Source organism: Mesoflavibacter sp., from assembly GCF_964226795.1.
In the GTDB taxonomy this organism is placed as follows: Bacteria; Bacteroidota; Bacteroidia; order Flavobacteriales; family Flavobacteriaceae; genus Mesoflavibacter; species Mesoflavibacter zeaxanthinifaciens.
Genome location: NZ_CAXQQP010000005.1, coordinates 167,370 through 185,233, shown reverse-complemented (window position 1 = coordinate 185,233; position 17,864 = coordinate 167,370). Strand labels below are relative to the sequence as shown.

The following is a 17,864-nucleotide window of genomic DNA, read 5'->3' as shown; positions in this document are numbered from 1 at the left end:
AATATTTAAAACAAACCCATTAAATTAACTTACTAATAATTAATTTTTAAGTAAATTTGGGCTATAATTTTAAAAATTCTATAAATGAAAAACTCTACTCTAAGTGCTTTATTATTTATTTTATTTGTAAGCTTCTCCTTAAAAGCTCAAAATAATCAAAATAAAAAAGCAACTAACGGTCAGAACTTCCAACTTACAGATCAAACTAAAGAATCTATAAACCAAACTGGATTTGCAAGATGTTTGACTGACGAAAACGAAAAGGCTTTACAGCAACAATATCGCAACAGAGCTGACAGAACTGATTTTGAAAATTGGTTAGCTCCTAAAATTGCTGAAATAAAAGCAAACAGAGCAAGTCAAAGATCTGAATCGCAGCAAGTAATTTATAATATTCCTGTTGTAATACATGTTGTTCATACAGGTGAAGCAGTTGGTACCGGACCAAACATTACTGATGCTCAAGCATTATCACAAATTCAAGTTTTAAATGAAGATTACAGACGTCTTGCTGGAACACCTGGTGGAGCAAACACTACAGGTCTTGCTGTAGATGTTGAAATTAACTTCTGTATTGCTCAAGTAGATCCTAATGGCGCACCTACTACAGGTATTGTTAGACATAACATAACACCTTATAGTAATAGTCAAACACCTGCAGACCCAACTGATTGGGAAACTAGACCTAATGTGGAGTCTATGAAGTCTGTTACACAATGGGACCCTACCAAATATTTAAACATGTGGACAATAAATCCAGGAGGGAATCCTATTAATGACCTTTTTAATCCTGGATTAGGAGGATTATTAGGTTACGCTCAATTTCCTGACAATACACCTAATTTACCTGGTTTAAATCCTACTGGCGGAATGGCTAGTACTGATGGTGTAGTAGCTGGTTATTATGTTATGGGAACCATTGCTGAAAACGATGGTACTTTTATGCTTGATGGTACTTACAACCTAGGAAGAACAATGACTCATGAAGTTGGTCACTGGTTAGGTTTACGTCATATTTGGGGAGACGGAAATTGTAGTGTAGATGACTATTGTGCTGACACACCAAATGCTGCAGCTGCCAACTACACTTGTAATCTTTTTAACAACTCTTGTACTGACAACCCTGATTTTGATCAAGTACAAAACTACATGGATTATACTAACGATGCTTGTATGGATACGTTTACTCAAGATCAAAAAGACCGTATACAAGCCATTATGGCAAATGCACCAAGACGTGTCGAGTTAAACTCTTCAACTGCTTGTTCTATATCACCAACAGTATATGTAACTACAGCTTTACCTGAAAATGTTACAGAAGGAAGTGATTGTAACTTTCAAGACATCACAATTGACTTAACAATGTCTATAGCAGGTAACGCTTCTGCAACTGCTAGTTTAGTTAACACAGGAACTGCTACAGAAAATGAAGACTTCGAACTTATTAACAACTCTGTAACTTTTGCTTCTGGTTCAACAACTCCAAGTAACTCAGTTACACTAAGAATCTTTAATGATAACTTTGTAGAAGCTGATGAAACAATTTCATTATCTGTAAATGTTTCTACTACAGGAAACGTAACTGCATCTTCAAATGTTTACGAAACAATGATTATTAATGATGATGAAGCTGTAACAACAACTACAACTACAGATGTATTCTTTGACGATTTTAACGATGGTGATGTTTCTGATTGGTCATTTATTGATTCTGATGGAGACACAAACAATTGGATTCCTGTTACTTTAACAGATTCTGGTTTAGGTGCTGGAGACATTTCTGTTTTAAGATCTTTTTCTTGGGTAAGTACTACTGGAGCTTTAACACCAGATAACTGGGCAATTACACCAGCTATAGATTTAACTTCTGTTACAGGATCTTTACAATTACAATGGAAAATTGCAGCTGTTGATCCAGACTGGGATGTAGAAAATTATACAGTTTACGTAGCAACTTCTAATACTATAACTGCATTACAAGCGTCTCCAACAAGCTTTAACGAAAGTACTCTTGATGGAATAAACACGTTAACCACAAGAACATTAGATATATCTAGCTTTATAGGACAAACTATTTATGTAGGATTTAGACATCATAACGTATCAGATCAATTCTCTATAGAGCTTGATGATGTAAAAGTTAGCGCTACTTTTGATACTAGTGTTCAAACAGACGTTAATACATCTACTCCAGATCAATTTAACTTATTAACTTCTGGATTAGTATACTCTACAGACGTAACAACGGGAGATATTATGACAGATATAGATAATACTTCTGGATTTAATTACGGATGTACTACTGTTGCTGTATCTAGAGACGTAGCGACTGCAGGAGCAGATGCTGTAGCATATAATGGTGGTACTGATCCTGCTGGTTATGTTACTGCTAAAACATTTGACATTACTACAGCAAATGCTAGTACTTCAGATGCTGCTACAATTAATTTCTACTTTACTCAAGCAGAAATTTCAGCATGGGAAACTGCAACTGGTAATACTATAAATGATTTATTTGTATTAAACGAAACTACAGGAGAAGTTGTTGCTGTAACAAACTCTACTTTTGGATCAGATTATAAGCTTACTGCAAACCTTAGTATGGGTATTGCTGGTACTTATTACTTTGGTAGTCAATTAGCATTTTTATCAAATAACGATTTTGAATTAGCTAATAGCATCTCTATCTATCCAAACCCAACAGTTTCTGTTTTAAACATTAAAGTAGATAACCAAAATGACATGCCAGACTCTTATAAGGTTTACAATATGTTAGGTCAATTATTAATTGACAATAAAATTAATAATGCTAGTGATTTAACAATTGATACAACACCTTTTAGCGACGGAATGTATTTTATAAAAATTTCTAAATCAAATAGAAACTTAACTTTACCTTTTATTAAAAAATAAATAGTTTAGGAAATAAATAACTAAAGCCAATTGAGTAAAATCAATTGGCTTTTTTATTTTTGTATATCTAGAAATTAAATAGTGAAAAACAAAAACTCAAACCATACAGTCTTAACCATTGGCACCTTTGATGGTGTACACATTGGACATCAAAAAATCATCAAACGTTTGGTTGAAATTTCAGAAATCAAAAATCTTACACCTTCACTATTAACCTTCTTCCCGCATCCTAGGATGGTTTTACAAAAAGATGCCAATATTAAACTTATCAATACAATTGATGAGAAAAAAGACATTCTTAAACAATTCGGTATTTCTAACTTAGTCATAAAAGAATTCACGAAAGAATTTTCTAGACTAACAGCCGAAGATTTTGTAAAAAACATTCTTGTAGATCATCTTAAAGCAAAACATATCATTATTGGATACGATCATCATTTTGGTAGAAATAGAAATGCTAACATTGAAGATTTAAAACAATTTGGAAAGGATTTTGATTTTGAAGTCGAAGAAATTTCTAAACAAGACATCAACGATGTTGCGGTAAGCTCTACAAAAATTAGAGCCGCTTTACAAGAAGGCAACATAAAAACTGCTAATACTTATTTAGGCTACAACTTTATGCTTACTGGTAAAGTTATTGATGGGAAAAAATTAGGTCAAACTATTAATTATCCAACAGCTAATTTACACATAGAAGAAACCTATAAACTTATCCCAAAACATGGTGTTTATATCGTAAAGTCAATAATAGATAATATTACAGTCTATGGTATGATGAATATTGGTCACAACCCAACAGTAAATGGCAAACATCAAACTATAGAAACTCATTTTTTTGATTTTAATAATGACCTTTACGGACAAAATTTAAAAATAGAATTATTACAAAGACTTCGTGATGAACAGAAGTTTAATTCTGTTCAAGAATTACAAAGCCAGCTTCATATTGATAAAAACAATGCTTTAGAATTTATAAAATCTCATGCTTAACAAATTCTTATTTAAACAAATTGATAATAGTTCTCTAATAGTGTTTCGTATTATTTTTGGAGCTCTTTGTTTTTTAGAATCTGTTGGCGCTATTTTTACAGGTTGGGTTACACGTACTTTAGTAGAACCTAAGTTTACTTTCAATTTTATTGGTTTTGAATTTTTACAACCTTTACCTGGTAATTGGATGTATGTGTATTATGTATTGATGGGTATTTTTGGCTTATTAATAATGCTTGGTTATAAATATAGGTTAAGCATGTTAGCATTTACTTTAATGTGGTCATGTACTTATTTAATGCAAAAAACTTCATATAACAACCATTATTATTTATTAATGCTGTTAAGCGCCATAATGGTGCTTTTGCCTGCAAATAGATACGCTTCTTTAGATGCAAAAATAAATCCAAATATCAAGCAAATTAGCATGCCTAGTTGGGTAAAATGGGTTTTTGTTATACAATTATTTATACTATACACTTACGCTTCTATTGCAAAAATATATCCTGATTGGTTAGACCTATCGGTACCTAAACAATTAATGGCTAGTAAGGCTAATTATATGATAATTGGAGATTTACTTCAATATAAATTTATAGCTCAATTAATTGCATATGGAGGAATACTCTATGATGGATTAGTAATACCACTACTACTTTATAAGCCAACAAGAAAATATATGTTTGTTGCCTCTATTTTCTTTCATTTATTTAATTCAATTGTTTTTCAAGTAGGTATATTTCCTTATTTAGCTTTAGCGTTTTCACTTTTCTTCTTTGAACCTGAAAAAATCAAAAACATATTCTTAAAAAATAAACCACTTTACACAAAAGCTGAAATTATTGTAAAAGGCTACAAACCTATTTTAGTTAGTATAGGTGTTATATTCTTTGTCATTCAAATAGCACTTCCTTTAAGACAACATGTTTTTACAGACAATGTGTTATGGACAGAAGAAGGTCACAGACTATCTTGGCGAATGATGTTAAGATCTAAATCCGGAAGAACTAGTTATAAAATTATAGATAAAGCAACTAATAAGTCAGAGTTTATTGTAATGTCTAACTATCTAACCAAAAAGCAAATTAGATCTGCTAGCTGTAAACCAGATGTGATATGGCAATTTGCACAGCATTTAAAGAAAGAATACGCTAAAAACGGTAAAGACATTATGGTCTTTGTAGACGCAAAAGTTAGCGTTAATGGTAGACCTTATAGACGTCTTATTGACAAAAATGTAGATTTAGCTGCTGTCCCTTGGTATTGGCACAAACACAGTGATTGGTTATTACCTTCTCAATTAGATAAATAATTTGTTTTTATAAACCCAAAATCTTACTACTTTTACCACTTAATTTTAGCGTTACTTATTTGCGTTAAGGATTGAAGTGGCATCCTTTTTTTGCTGCCACATATGGCAAAAAAAGATATAACTGAAAGCCTGACCTTTAGGTAACGCCCAAATAATAAAAAAACAATGTTACAACTACCTTTTATTAGAGAGAACAAAGAAGCGGTTATAAAACGTTTAGCTGTAAGAAATATTGATGCTAAACCTTTAATTGACCAAGTAATTATTTTAGATGAAGAACGCCGTGCACTACAAACACAATTAGATAATGTATTGGCAGAATCTAACAGTATCTCCAAAGAAATTGGTATGTTGTTTAAATCTGGTAAAGCTGAAGAAGCTAATGCACTTAAAGCTAAAACTGGCGATTTAAAAGAAAGCTCTAAAACCTTATCAGAACAGTTAAACCAAAAGGCAGACGCTTTAAACCAATTGCTTTATCAAATCCCTAACGTACCACACGACAGTGTCCCATCGGGAAATACCGATGAAGATAACGAAGAGATTTATAAAGAAGGAGAAATACCTCAATTACACAACGAAGCTTTACCACATTGGGAATTAGCTAAAAAATACGATATAATCGATTTTGAGCTTGGTAATAAAATTACTGGAGCAGGTTTTCCTGTATACAAAGGTAAAGGTGCAAGATTACAACGTGCTTTAATTGCTTATTTTTTAGATAAAAATACAGAAGCAGGATACACAGAGTTTCAGTTTCCTCATTTAGTAAACGAAGCATCTGGTTTTGGCACAGGTCAATTACCAGATAAAGAAGGACAAATGTATCACGTTACAGGAGACAACTTATACCTTATCCCTACAGCAGAAGTACCAGGTACTAATATTTTTAGAGATGTATTATTAAACGAAAGTGATTTACCAATTGGTATTACAGGATATACACCTTGTTTTAGACGTGAAGCTGGAAGTTATGGTGCACACGTACGTGGCTTAAACCGCTTACACCAATTTGATAAAGTAGAAATTATTAGAGTAGAACATCCTGATAATTCTTATAATGCTCTAGACAGCATGGTTAATCATATAAAAGAGATTTTAAAAGAGTTAAAATTACCTTATCGTATTTTACGATTATGCGGTGGTGATATTGGATTTACATCTGCTTTAACTTTTGATTTTGAAGTATTTTCTACTGCTCAAGACCGTTGGTTAGAAATATCTAGTGTATCTAATTTTGAAACCTATCAAGCTAATCGTTTAAAGCTTAGATTTAAAAATAAAGAAGGAAAAAACGAGCTTGCTCATACATTAAATGGTAGCTCATTAGCTTTACCTCGTGTTTTAGCAGGTATATTAGAAAATTACCAAACCGAAAAAGGAATTAAAATACCGGATGTTTTAGTGCCTTATACTGGTTTTGAGTGGATTGACTAAAATCACCGATAAAAGTCACTATTTCCTTACAAAACAATCATCGAAATCGTTAAAGTGTTAAAAATCGACGTTTTTTAACGATTTTTGAGTTATTAGTTTTGCTAAGATTTAAAAAAACCTTTTATTTGATTGTTTTCTTAATTAAAACCTACATTTATTATGAAGACTATAGCTAGAATTTTACTATGTATTCTCTTTATTGTAATAATGACTAAAATTTTTAATACAGATTTTAGCATCTCTTCAGAGTCTAAACATGGGATTGTTTTAGCCAAAAACTAAAAATTTATTACATAGATATACCCCAATCTTAGTAATTGAATCTTATAGTGAATATATGATTAATAGCACTTTTATTAGATTGGCAAATGCCTGATTAAATTCAGGCATTTTTTTTGCATTATATTTACATAATGTCCCTATCGGATTTGTTATATTTACCCTATGTTTTTAAAGCGCGTTTTAACAATATTAATCTTCTTTTTTTGCTTGTGTTCTTACGCTCAAGACGAAATTGTTGCAAATGAATATTTTAAAAACGGCGAATTTGAAAAAGCACTTTCTAGCTACAAAAGGCTTTTTAAAGACAAGCCTAACAACACTAACTACTTACTTAAAATTGTTGAAATTGAACAAGAATTAGAACTGTATAAAGACGCTGAGCAAAGACTTATTAAAGCTTTACAAACAAGCAAATCTCCAAATTTATTAGTAGAACTTGGTTACAACTATCAATTACAAAAAGATACAATTAACGCTAATAAAAACTATCAAAAAGCCATAGCTACACTAGAGCAAAGACCTACAAATGCCTACAGCATAGGTCGTGTATTTCAAAATCATTCATTGTTAGAAGAAGCAATTCAAGCATACACAAAAGCTATGCAATTACAACCTAGCTTAAACTTTAATTTGCAATTAGCACGTATTTATGGAGAGCAATCTAACATAGAAAAAATGTTTGATAGCTATTTAAATTTTATCTCTGCAAACCCAACGTATCTAGACACAATAAAGCGATATATAAGCGAATTTATCGCAGAAGATAGTGACAACGAAGGCAATATTATCTTAAGAAAAACCTTGTTGAAAAAAATACAGCAAAATCCAGATTTAATGTGGAATGAAATGCTAAGCTGGTTATTTATTCAGCAAAAAGACTACAACAAAGCATTTGCCCAAGAAAAAGCCATTTATAAAAGACAACAAGAAAGTTTAGATCGTGTTATCGAACTTGGATTTATTGCTAAAAATAATAAAGATTACGAGATGGCTATTTCTATTTTTGAATATGTTGTAGAAACATCTCAAGAGATTTCAACTAAGTTAGAAGCACAACTAAAAATTATAGAATTAAAGACCGAAATAGCTTTACCAAAAGACTATAATGATATCGAAAAATCGTATACTTCAATTTTAGAGCAATACGGTAAAACACCTCAAACTTTAAACATTCAAAAATCTTATGCTCATTTTTTAGCCTTTTATTTAGAGCAGCCTGAAGAAGCTATTTCAATATTAAAAAACACGTTAAAATATAATATTCCTGAGATTTATTTAGCCGAAGTCAAACTTGAACTTGGTGATATTCTAGTATTTCAAGAAAAGTTTAATCAAGCTTTAATTTATTACACTCAAATTCAACGTAACTTAAAAAACAGCCCAATTTCTCAAGAAGCTAGATTTAGAGTTGCTAAAGCAAGCTATTATAAAGGCGATTTTAAATGGGCAGAATCTCAGCTTAAAATTTTAAAAGCATCTACATCACAACTAACCGCTAATGATGCATTAGATTTAAAACTGTTAATTAGTGATAATCGTGCCGAAGACAGTACACAAACTGCTTTAAAAAAATACGCTAAGGCAGATTTGTTAGCATTTCAAAATAAAAATAAACCAGCCATAGCTATTTTAAACGATATTTTAAAAGCGCATAAAACCGAGGTTATTGTCCCGCAAGCTTTATTAAAACAAGCTGAATTATTTGAAAAAGAACACGATTACGACAGCGCCAAAGCTAATTACCTGCGCATAATTAAAGACTTCAAAGACAGCATTTTATTAGACAATGCACTTTATAATTTAGCCGAATTATTAAACAACACTTATAACCAACCCGAAGAAGCAAAACCCTATTACGAAACGATTCTTTTTGATCATCCAGATAGTATTTTTTATGTAGAGGCGCGTAAAAAGTTTAGAAAACTTCGTGGTGATGATATTAACTAAAAAAAACAAAATGATTATATATAACGTAACCGTAAACATAGACGACTCTGTGCATAACGAATGGCTTGTTTGGATAAAAGAGCATATTCCTCAAGTATTAGCCACAGGAAAATTTACAGAAGCCAAATTAACCAAGGTTTTAGTAGAAGAAGAAATGGGCGGACAAACCTACTCTATCCAATATCGTGCACATTCCAAAGAAGCATTACAAGATTATTATGCTAATCATGCAGAACAATTAAGACAAGATGGGTTACAAAAATTTGCAGATAAAATGCTTGCCTTTAGGACAGAACTTGAAGTTATAGACGAGTATTCTGTAGATTTTAAATAATCTAAATTTCATTATAATTTTAAAACTTTCAAAAAAAATTATGTCTAAAAACCATAGAAATAAAACCGAAGTCAAAGCCAAAAAGTTTTTAGGTCAACATTTTTTGGAAGACGAAAGTATAGCACAAAAAATAGCAGACGCCTTAACCTTAAATGGTTACGATCAAGTATTAGAAATTGGTCCAGGAATGGGCGTACTAACCAAATATTTATTAGAAAAACCAATAACAACTTATGTTATTGAAATAGATACAGAAAGTGTAGATTATTTAAAAAATAACTATTTGCATTTAGCGCCACGTATTTTAGAAAAAGACTTTTTAAAATACAATTTAAAAGAAACTTTTGGGGACCAACCATTTGCAATATCGGGTAATTTCCCTTACAACATATCAACACAAATTGTGTTTAAAACTTTAGAAATGCGCGACCAAATTCCAGAATTTTCTGGAATGTTTCAAAAAGAAGTTGCCAAGCGTATTTGCTCTAAAGAAGGCTCTAAAGTATACGGCATTCTTTCTGTATTAACCCAAGCATTTTATGATGCAGAGTATTTATTTACTGTACCACCAAACGTTTTTAATCCGCCACCAAAAGTAGATTCTGGTGTGTTGCGCTTAATAAGAAAAGACAATTATAGTTTACCGTGTGATGAAACTTTATTTTTCAAGGTTGTAAAACAAGCCTTTCAGCAAAGACGCAAAACACTTCGTAACAGTTTAAAAACCTTCAATTTGTCTGATAATTTAAAAGCAAATAGTATCTTTGACCAGCGTCCAGAACAACTAAGCGTTGATCAATTTATAACGCTTACCCAATTAATTGAAAACGACAAATAATATCTGCGTTTGGAAGAAAAAGAAAACATACAATTTCAGTTAACAGATCAGCTTATAGAACAAGTAGAAATTCTTATCGAACAAAAAAATGATAAAGAATTAAAAAAACTACTTGACGAATACCATTATGCTGATATTGCTGAAATACTAGATGAAGTCGATCTAGAAGAAGCCATGTATGTGATTAAGCTTTTAGATTCTGAAACAACTGCAGATATCTTAATGGAGCTTGACGAAGACAATCGAGAGAAAGTCCTAAGAAATCTTTCTGCCAAAGAAATTGCAGAAGAAATTGAAGAGCTAGATACCGATGACGCTGCAGATATTATTGCCGAATTACCAGAAGAAAGACAGCACGAAGTCATCTCTAAAATTGAAGATTTAGAGCACAAAGCCGAAATTAAAGAACTTTTAAAGTATGACGAAGATACTGCTGGTGGATTAATGGCAAAAGAACTTGTAAAAGTTTACGAAACTTGGACAGTAGCCGGTTGTTTACGTCGTATACGTGGTCAAGCAAAAGATGTTACACGCGTACACTCTATTTACGTTGTAGATAAACAAGAAAAACTAGTAGGTAGACTTTCTTTAAAAGATTTAATTACCGCTAAAAGCGAACAAAAAATTGCAGAACTTTCTAACGCAAATGTAGACTATGTTTTTGTAGATGAAGAAGCCGAAGAAGTGGCAAGAATAATGCAAAAATATGACTTAGAAGCAATACCGGTTATAGATCAAGAACGTACTTTACTGGGTCGTATAACCATTGATGATATTGTAGATGTTATTCGTGAAGAAGCTGATAAAGATTATCAAATGGCAGCAGGTATCTCTCAAGATGTAGAGGCAGATGATAGTATATTTAAATTAACACGTGCACGTTTACCTTGGCTGCTAATTGGTGTTGTCGGTGGTATTGGTGCAGCAAGTATTATTGATAGTTTTAGTGGTAATTTAGGACCATATATTATCCTTCTTAGTTTTGTGCCATTAATTCAAGGTACTGCTGGTAATGTTGGTGTCCAATCTAGTGCAATTATTGTACAAGGTCTTGCAAATGGTAGCATTGGCAACAATGTATTTAAAAGACTTCTAAAAGAATTACTTTTAGGCTTAGTTAATGGTATAGCAATTGGCTTATTAGCATTTATTATCACTCATTTTATATTTGGTGCGCCATATAATGTATCTTTCACCATTGGTATTGCCTTAATCACTGTAATTATTATGGCAGCATTAATAGGTACATTTATCCCAATTTTTTTAGATAAAAAAGGAATAGATCCAGCAGTAGCAACAGGACCTTTTATAACAACAAGCAATGATATTTTTGGTGTATTTTTATACTTTTTAGTCGCCAAAATAATTTTAGGATTTTAACTAAAATGAAAATTTTACACTTAGACATCAATCATCCTTTATTACTTAATCAACTTAATGATTTAGGTTTTATTAATGATGAAGATTACACCTCATCAAAAGAAGAAATCAAGCTAAAAATTAAAGATTATGATGGATTTATCATAAGAAGTAGGTTTAGTATTGACAAAACATTTTTAGACGCAGCAACCAATCTTAAATTTATAGGTCGCGTTGGTGCTGGTTTAGAAAATATAGATTGTGATTATGCCGAAAGTAAAGGTATTACACTAATTTCTGCTCCAGAAGGCAACCGTAATGCTGTTGGAGAACACAGTTTAGCTATGCTTTTATCCTTGTTTAATAAATTAAATAAAGCAGATAACGAAGTACGTAACGGTAAATGGCTACGCGAAGATAATAGAGGTATCGAGCTTGATGGAAAAACCGTTGGACTTATCGGTTATGGTAACATGGGTAAAGCGTTTGCAAAAAAACTTCGTGGTTTTGATGTCAACGTTTTGTGTTATGATATAAAAGATAATGTAGAGGATGAAAATGCTACACAAGTTTCTTTAGAAAAACTTCAAGAAGAAGCAGATGTTTTAAGTCTTCACACACCAGAAACGCCTTTAACTATTGGTATGGTCAGCCAAGACTTTATTAATAATTTTAAAAAACCCTTTTGGTTAATTAATACCGCAAGAGGTAAAAGTGTTATAACTTCAGATTTAGTAAGTGCTTTAAAATCTAACAAAATTTTAGGTGCTGGATTAGATGTCTTAGAATATGAAAAAGCATCTTTTGAGAGTTTATTTTCTTCAACTTTACCAGAAGCATTTCAATATTTAATAGAAGCACAAAATGTAATTCTTTCACCACATGTAGCAGGTTGGACCATAGAAAGTAAAGAAAAACTTGCGCAAACAATCGTAAATAAAATAAAAGCAAAATTTTGCTAACTTAGTGTTTCAATAAAACACTAAATGACATACGACGCAAAAACACCCGAAGATTACATAAAACAAGTCCCTGAAGAGCGACAAGACGCTTTAAAAAAACTTCGTAAAACAATAAACGATAATTTACCTAATGGGTTTAAAGAGTGCATAAACTATAACATGATTGGTTATGTTGTACCTCACGAGATTTATCCAGATGGATACCATTGCGATCCCAAATTACCATTACCTTTTATGAGTTTTGCTTCTCAAAAAAACTCAATTAACTTTTACCATAGCGGTATTTATGCAAAACCAGAATTACATGACTGGTTTGTCAATGAATATCCAAAGCATAATAAACGTAAACTAGATATGGGAAAAAGCTGTGTTAGGTTTAAAAAAATAGACGAAATTCCTTATGATTTAATTGCAGAACTAGTACAAAAAATGACAGTTGAAGAATGGATTTCAATCTACGAATCTGTTTTAAAAAAGAAATAAAATGAAAAAAAGAGTTACTGGAATTGGAGGTTTATTCTTTAAAACCAAAGACCCAAAAGCGACAAAAGATTGGTATCAAAAACATTTAGGATTTAATACCGACGATTACGGTTGTACTTTTTGGTGGAAAGATGAAGCAGGTAATAAATGCTCTACACAATGGAGTGCTTTTGATCAAGACACCAAATATTACGAACCTTCAAAAAAAGACTTTATGTTTAATTATAGAGTCGAAAACCTAGAAGAACTACTAAAGGTTTTAAAAGAAGAAGGCGTAACAATTATTGGCGAAATGGAAACCTATAGTTATGGAAAATTTGGTTGGATTATGGATAATGATGGTAATAAAATAGAATTATGGGAACCAATTGATAGTGCTTTTGAAAAATAACCAATTAAAATACAAAACCAATGAGCGAAGACAACAAAAACCTAGAAGATAAAGCTGAAGAGCTAAATAATACTACCAAAAACACAGAACAAGCTAAAGAAAAAATAGATCAGTTTACAGAAAAAGCTGAAACTAAGTTTGAAGATATAAAAGCAGACGCAAAAGATACTTTTGAAAAAGCCAAAGCAAAAGCGAAAGAATTTGTAGAAGAAGATGCTAAAGAACTTTATGATGAGGCTAAAGAAAAAGCATCTAAAATAGCTGACGAAGCTGAAGAAAAACTAGACGAACTTAAAGAAGATGCTAAAGCAGCATACGAGAAAGCTAAAGCAAAAACAACCGAGTTTATTAATGAAGACGCAAAAGAGTTTGTAGATGAAACTAAAGAAAAGGTATCTAAATTTGCAGATGAGGCAGAAGATGCTAAAGAAGTTATTGAAGAAACTACTAAAAAAACTAAAAGCTTCTTTCAAAGGTTGTTTAGTAAAAAGTAAAAATCACGAAGTCTAGACTAATGTTTAGACTTTTATTTTATTTAATAAAATTGTAATATTGCAATATCACGTTAATAATTATTAAACTATGGGATTTACTAAAAAACATATTTTTACAGATCAAATTAACACTATTGCTAACTATACAAAAGTTATTGGTCATCCAGCACGTGTTGCTATCATACAACACATTAGCGAAAATAAAGACTGTAATTGCAACGATTTAGTAAAAGCTATTGGTTTAGCACAACCAACAATCTCTCAACATCTTGCAGAAATACGTAAAACAGGTTTATTAAATCAAAAAGTAAAAGGTAAAAACTTATACTACACTATCAATAAAGATCAATTAAATGAGTGTAGACGTGTTGTTAATGACTTTTTTGTAAAAACGCAGGTAAACTGTTCCAAATAACTACTCATTTTCACTTTGCTCTGACAACTTACGCTCAAGTTCTTCTTGAAACTCTTCCATTACCGGTCTAACTGTACTTTCTGGTAAGTCGGCAATCTCTATATACATTAAACCGTCTACTGAGTTATTAAACAAAGGGTCTACATTAAAAGCTACTAAACGTGCATTTTGTTTGATGTATTTTTTAAGTAGTACTGGTAAGCGTAATGCGCCTGGTTCAATCTCGTCAATAATTTTATCAAACTTATTTAAGTCGGCTTCAGTAGCATCAAACACAAAATCTTTATCTGCATCTTTAAGTTTAACCTTAAATTCTTTTTTAGGTCTAACGTATTGCGCTATATAAGGATCATAGTAATGCGATTTCATAAACTCGATCATCAAAGATTTCGAGAAGTTTGAAAATTGGTTACTAATACTTACGCCTCCAATTAAATATTTATGTTCAGGGTAACGTAATGTTGTGTGTACAATACCTTTCCAAAGTAAAAATAAAGGCATTGGTTTTTGTTGATATTCTTTAATGATAAATGCACGACCCATTTCTATAGATTGGCTCATCATTTTATACAACTCTGGCTCAAATCTAAACAGATCCTGAAGGTAAAAACCATCAATACCGTAAGTGGCAAAAATTTTAGATCCTAATCCCATACGATAAGCACCTGCTATAACATTAGCTTCATTATCCCATAAAAACATATGGTGATAATAAGTATCAAAACTATCTAAATCTATAGCTTCGTTTGTTCCTTCTCCTACTTCTCTAAAAGTAATTTCACGTAAACGACCTATCTCACGTAACAAGTTGGGCATCTTATCTGCAGATGCTAAAAAGACCTCATAGTTTTTACTGGTTAGTAATCTTAAATCGGCATCTCGCAATGCATTAACTTCTGCAATCATAGTTTCTTGACTTACAGGAGTTACAATTTTTTTTGGCGGTCTTATACTTTTAGGAGACTTTAATGTAGATGAAATTGTCTCTATTATCTTCTCTTTAGGCTCAAAAGAGTTAGAAAGCATATAGGTTTTTCGTCTTAAAAACTCTGAAAAGTCTGCTAGACTTTCATGTTCATTTTGATCTGCTACAGATACTGGTCTACCTATTCTTACTTTAATAACACGTCTTTTCTGTGTCAATAATTCTGAAGGTAATTTTGCTGTTCTAAACGTGTCACTAATCTTAGATAGTTTATAAAAAAGATTACTGTTTTTTGCGTGAAAATAAATTGGAACAACTGGCACATTAGCTTTTTGCACCAACTTCATTGCGGCTTCTTCCCATGGTTTATCAACCATTAACTTTTCATCTTTATAGGTTGATACTTCTCCTGCTGGAAAAATCCCTAAAGGATGACCTTCTTTTAAATGCATTATAGCATGCTTAAAACCAGATATGCTTGACTTAGCATCTTTCCTGTCTTCAAAAGGATTAACAGGCATGATGTAAGGTTTTAATGGCTCTATACGATGTAATAAAAAATTGGCTATAATTTTAAAATCTTTGCGTTGTTCTAACATCAATTTTAACAACAAAATACCATCAATACCTCCTAATGGATGATTAGACACAGTAATGTAAGCTCCATCTTTTGGTAGACGCTTTAGGTCTTCTTCAGGAATTTCAAATTTAATTTGAAATTCATCCAAAATACTATCTAAAAAATTTAAATCTTTTAGGTGCTTATTTCTATCGTAAATTTTATTTAATGTAGAAATTTTTAAAACTTTCATTAAAAGCCATCCAACAAAAGTGCCTAAAAACCCATATTTATCAAGTTTTATAGCAGACGAAACTTCTTTAGCAGTGACTAATCCCATTTATTTTTTTAAAGTTAATGCCCACAAAAGTAAGCAAACATTTATTTAGTTACTATTTGTACCGTATTTTGATACATTTGTTTTAATAAAATCGTTTTTCCTTTCTCTAATTTCTGTATTGCTTGCTCATTATAATGCCTAATAGTAAATAGTGATACATTATCGTGACAAGTTACTTTAAATTTAGCTTTTAGATGAAGTAATAACGGCTCTAAGTTATTATAATTGTTTTCAAAACACACAGAAAAACTTATAGCTGAGTTTTGAATAACATCTACTTTCATTTTGTATTTGGACAACAAGTTAAAAATTTCGCTGATATTTTCTTCTACCACGTATGAAAAATCTAAGGTAGATAATGATATTAAAACTTGATTTTGTTTTAAAATGAAACATGGTACTACGGGATCAATACCTTTAAACTTTTTAACTACTGTACCATCATTTTGTGGTTGTATAAAAGACTTTACATGTAACGGTATTTCTTTACGCTGTAGTGGTTGTAATGTTTTAGGATGTATTACAGATGCACCGTAAAATGCTAACTCTATAGCTTCTGTATAAGAAATCACATTTAATAATTGTGCTTGTTCAAAATATCTTGGATCTGCGTTTAATACGCCTGGTACATCTTTCCAAATGGTTACACTTTCTGCATTTAAACAATAGGCAATAATTGCTGCAGTATAATCACTTCCTTCTCGACCCAAAGTAGTCGTAAAATTGTTTTTGTCGCTTCCTAAAAACCCTTGTGTAATATTTAATTGCTTAGTATTTATATGAGTTAAAATGTTAGTCTGAGTTTGATCCCAGTTTACATTTGCACGTCTATAATAATCATCTGTTTTTATTAATTGTCTTACATCTATCCAATTATTTTTATAGCCAACTTCATTTAAATAGGCGCTTATTATGGTTGTAGAGACTAATTCTCCATAACCTATAACTTGATCATAAACAAAATTGTAATCTGGAGATTTATTGGTTTTTAAAAATGCTTTTAATTCTTCAAAGAGTGTTTTTACAATATTGAAAACAGCATGTCTTTCGTTTTCAAATAGATCAATGATAATTTGATTATGGTATTTTATAACGTCTTGTAAAGCAGCTTGTAATTCTGCTTGATTGTTAAAATAATTGCCAATCACGACTTCCATTGCATTGGTTGTTTTTCCCATTGCAGAGATAACAATCAGTGTGTTTTCATGTCCAACCTCTTCTAATACAGATACTAAATTTTTTACACCTAAAGCATCTTTAACAGATGCTCCACCAAACTTAAATACTCTCATTTATAATTTTTCTATATAGTTTTTTATGGCGTCTCCTTCTAATTGAGCTAAATACCAATCTTTTAATATTTTAGCTCCTTGTTTTTCATAAAAATTAATAGCACTTGTATTCCAATCTAAAACTTCCCAACAAATACGTTGTACACCTTGACTGTAACCGTATTTAATAACCTCATCAAGCAGTAATGTACCTAACCCTTGTCCCCTAAACTCTTGTTTTACTATTAAATCTTCTAGATGAACAGTTTTTCCTTTCCATGTAGAAAATCTAAAATAAATTAAGGCTATTGCTACGATTTCTTGTTCGCTCTCGGCTACAAAACAAGTAAATAAAGGATTTTTACCAAAACCGTGTTCTATTAAATCTTTTTCTGTTACAATTACAGCATCTGGCTCTTTCTCAAAAACAGCTAATTCTTTTATTAGCTCTAATACTTTTGGCATGTCAGATTGCTTTGCAAAACGAATATTAAATTTCATCTTAAAAAGTTTTATTCAAATATAGTCTAAACAGATTATAGACCATAAAATTAATTTAAACGAAAACGTTGTAGTTTATTGAAAATTCTATGATATTTGTATCCAAAT

Annotated in this window: 17 protein-coding genes; 14 read left to right on the top strand and 3 right to left on the bottom strand. The window is 31.3% G+C overall.

Going from position 1 to position 17,864, the window contains the following annotated elements; genetic code table 11:
• Positions 1–84 precede the first annotated feature (84 nt).
• From ACEQT4_RS03120 to ACEQT4_RS03055, 14 genes are all read left to right on the top strand, one after another.
• A complete protein-coding gene (locus tag ACEQT4_RS03120) occupies positions 85–2,913 on the top strand; it encodes a M43 family zinc metalloprotease (protein ID WP_370225971.1) in 2,829 nt (942 codons plus the stop codon).
• 81 nt (positions 2,914–2,994) lie between these two features.
• Positions 2,995–3,906: a bifunctional riboflavin kinase/FAD synthetase gene (locus ACEQT4_RS03115; RefSeq protein ID WP_370225970.1), complete on the top strand. Its 912-nt coding sequence runs from the start codon at positions 2,995–2,997 to the stop codon at positions 3,904–3,906.
• Entirely contained in the window at positions 3,899–5,218 is a 1,320-nt protein-coding gene (locus ACEQT4_RS03110) for an HTTM domain-containing protein (protein ID WP_370225968.1), read from the top strand. Before ACEQT4_RS03115 ends, ACEQT4_RS03110 begins: the two co-directional genes overlap by 8 nt.
• Before the next feature lie 165 nt (positions 5,219–5,383).
• Positions 5,384–6,655: a serine--tRNA ligase gene (serS, locus tag ACEQT4_RS03105; RefSeq protein ID WP_370225967.1), complete on the top strand. Its 1,272-nt coding sequence runs from the start codon at positions 5,384–5,386 to the stop codon at positions 6,653–6,655.
• Positions 6,656–6,814: 159 nt separating this feature from the next.
• The gene (locus tag ACEQT4_RS03100; protein WP_276202111.1) at positions 6,815–6,937 is read left to right on the top strand and encodes a hypothetical protein; all 123 of its coding nucleotides are present in this window, start codon (positions 6,815–6,817) and stop codon (positions 6,935–6,937) included.
• A 162-nt stretch (positions 6,938–7,099) separates the two neighbouring features.
• Positions 7,100–8,884: a tetratricopeptide repeat protein gene (locus tag ACEQT4_RS03095; protein WP_370225966.1), complete on the top strand. Its 1,785-nt coding sequence runs from the start codon at positions 7,100–7,102 to the stop codon at positions 8,882–8,884.
• A 10-nt stretch (positions 8,885–8,894) separates the two neighbouring features.
• On the top strand, positions 8,895–9,218 hold the full coding sequence (locus ACEQT4_RS03090; protein ID WP_027879557.1) for a DUF4286 family protein: 324 nt from the start codon (positions 8,895–8,897) through the stop codon (positions 9,216–9,218).
• Positions 9,219–9,258: 40 nt separating this feature from the next.
• Positions 9,259–10,056, top strand: coding sequence for a 16S rRNA (adenine(1518)-N(6)/adenine(1519)-N(6))-dimethyltransferase RsmA (rsmA, locus tag ACEQT4_RS03085; protein ID WP_370225964.1), 798 nt, complete (start codon positions 9,259–9,261; stop codon positions 10,054–10,056).
• A gap of 9 nt (positions 10,057–10,065) precedes the next feature.
• Complete coding sequence (mgtE, locus tag ACEQT4_RS03080) at positions 10,066–11,436, top strand: magnesium transporter (RefSeq protein WP_304140625.1); 1,371 nt, start codon at positions 10,066–10,068, stop codon at positions 11,434–11,436.
• A gap of 5 nt (positions 11,437–11,441) precedes the next feature.
• Positions 11,442–12,377, top strand: coding sequence for a 2-hydroxyacid dehydrogenase (locus ACEQT4_RS03075; RefSeq protein WP_370225963.1), 936 nt, complete (start codon positions 11,442–11,444; stop codon positions 12,375–12,377).
• 24 nt (positions 12,378–12,401) lie between these two features.
• A complete protein-coding gene (locus ACEQT4_RS03070) occupies positions 12,402–12,860 on the top strand; it encodes a DUF1801 domain-containing protein (RefSeq protein WP_223077979.1) in 459 nt (152 codons plus the stop codon).
• Position 12,861: 1 nt separating this feature from the next.
• A complete protein-coding gene (locus ACEQT4_RS03065) occupies positions 12,862–13,251 on the top strand; it encodes a VOC family protein (RefSeq protein ID WP_027879562.1) in 390 nt (129 codons plus the stop codon).
• A gap of 20 nt (positions 13,252–13,271) precedes the next feature.
• Positions 13,272–13,745 (top strand): hypothetical protein, encoded by a 474-nt coding sequence (locus tag ACEQT4_RS03060; protein ID WP_370225961.1) that lies wholly within the window; start codon positions 13,272–13,274, stop codon positions 13,743–13,745.
• Between the two features lie 88 nt (positions 13,746–13,833).
• Entirely contained in the window at positions 13,834–14,160 is a 327-nt protein-coding gene (locus ACEQT4_RS03055) for a metalloregulator ArsR/SmtB family transcription factor (protein ID WP_336128073.1), read from the top strand.
• On the opposite strand, the gene ACEQT4_RS03050 is transcribed toward ACEQT4_RS03055, so the two are convergent.
• The 3 genes from ACEQT4_RS03050 to ACEQT4_RS03040 are packed head-to-tail and all read right to left on the bottom strand — an operon-like array spanning position 14,161 to position 17,756.
• A complete protein-coding gene (locus ACEQT4_RS03050; RefSeq protein ID WP_027879564.1) occupies positions 14,161–15,984 on the bottom strand; it encodes a lysophospholipid acyltransferase family protein in 1,824 nt (607 codons plus the stop codon).
• 41 nt (positions 15,985–16,025) lie between these two features.
• Complete coding sequence (locus ACEQT4_RS03045) at positions 16,026–17,276, bottom strand: aspartate kinase (RefSeq protein WP_370225959.1); 1,251 nt, start codon at positions 17,274–17,276, stop codon at positions 16,026–16,028.
• Positions 17,277–17,756 (bottom strand): GNAT family N-acetyltransferase, encoded by a 480-nt coding sequence (locus ACEQT4_RS03040; RefSeq protein WP_106677287.1) that lies wholly within the window; start codon positions 17,754–17,756, stop codon positions 17,277–17,279.
• Positions 17,757–17,864: the final 108 nt, after the last annotated feature.

Coding starts and splice junctions, on each gene's coding strand:
- ACEQT4_RS03120 (WP_370225971.1), top strand. CDS start 85: ATGAAAAACTCTACTCTAAGTGCTTTATTATTTATTTTATTTGTAAGC.
- ACEQT4_RS03110 (WP_370225968.1), top strand. CDS start 3,899: ATGCTTAACAAATTCTTATTTAAACAAATTGATAATAGTTCTCTAATA.
- serS (WP_370225967.1), top strand. CDS start 5,384: ATGTTACAACTACCTTTTATTAGAGAGAACAAAGAAGCGGTTATAAAA.
- ACEQT4_RS03100 (WP_276202111.1), top strand. CDS start 6,815: ATGAAGACTATAGCTAGAATTTTACTATGTATTCTCTTTATTGTAATA.
- ACEQT4_RS03095 (WP_370225966.1), top strand. CDS start 7,100: ATGTTTTTAAAGCGCGTTTTAACAATATTAATCTTCTTTTTTTGCTTG.
- ACEQT4_RS03090 (WP_027879557.1), top strand. CDS start 8,895: ATGATTATATATAACGTAACCGTAAACATAGACGACTCTGTGCATAAC.
- rsmA (WP_370225964.1), top strand. CDS start 9,259: ATGTCTAAAAACCATAGAAATAAAACCGAAGTCAAAGCCAAAAAGTTT.
- ACEQT4_RS03075 (WP_370225963.1), top strand. CDS start 11,442: ATGAAAATTTTACACTTAGACATCAATCATCCTTTATTACTTAATCAA.
- ACEQT4_RS03070 (WP_223077979.1), top strand. CDS start 12,402: ATGACATACGACGCAAAAACACCCGAAGATTACATAAAACAAGTCCCT.
- ACEQT4_RS03065 (WP_027879562.1), top strand. CDS start 12,862: ATGAAAAAAAGAGTTACTGGAATTGGAGGTTTATTCTTTAAAACCAAA.
- ACEQT4_RS03060 (WP_370225961.1), top strand. CDS start 13,272: ATGAGCGAAGACAACAAAAACCTAGAAGATAAAGCTGAAGAGCTAAAT.
- ACEQT4_RS03055 (WP_336128073.1), top strand. CDS start 13,834: ATGGGATTTACTAAAAAACATATTTTTACAGATCAAATTAACACTATT.
- ACEQT4_RS03050 (WP_027879564.1), bottom strand. CDS start 15,984: ATGGGATTAGTCACTGCTAAAGAAGTTTCGTCTGCTATAAAACTTGAT.
- ACEQT4_RS03045 (WP_370225959.1), bottom strand. CDS start 17,276: ATGAGAGTATTTAAGTTTGGTGGAGCATCTGTTAAAGATGCTTTAGGT.
- ACEQT4_RS03040 (WP_106677287.1), bottom strand. CDS start 17,756: ATGAAATTTAATATTCGTTTTGCAAAGCAATCTGACATGCCAAAAGTA.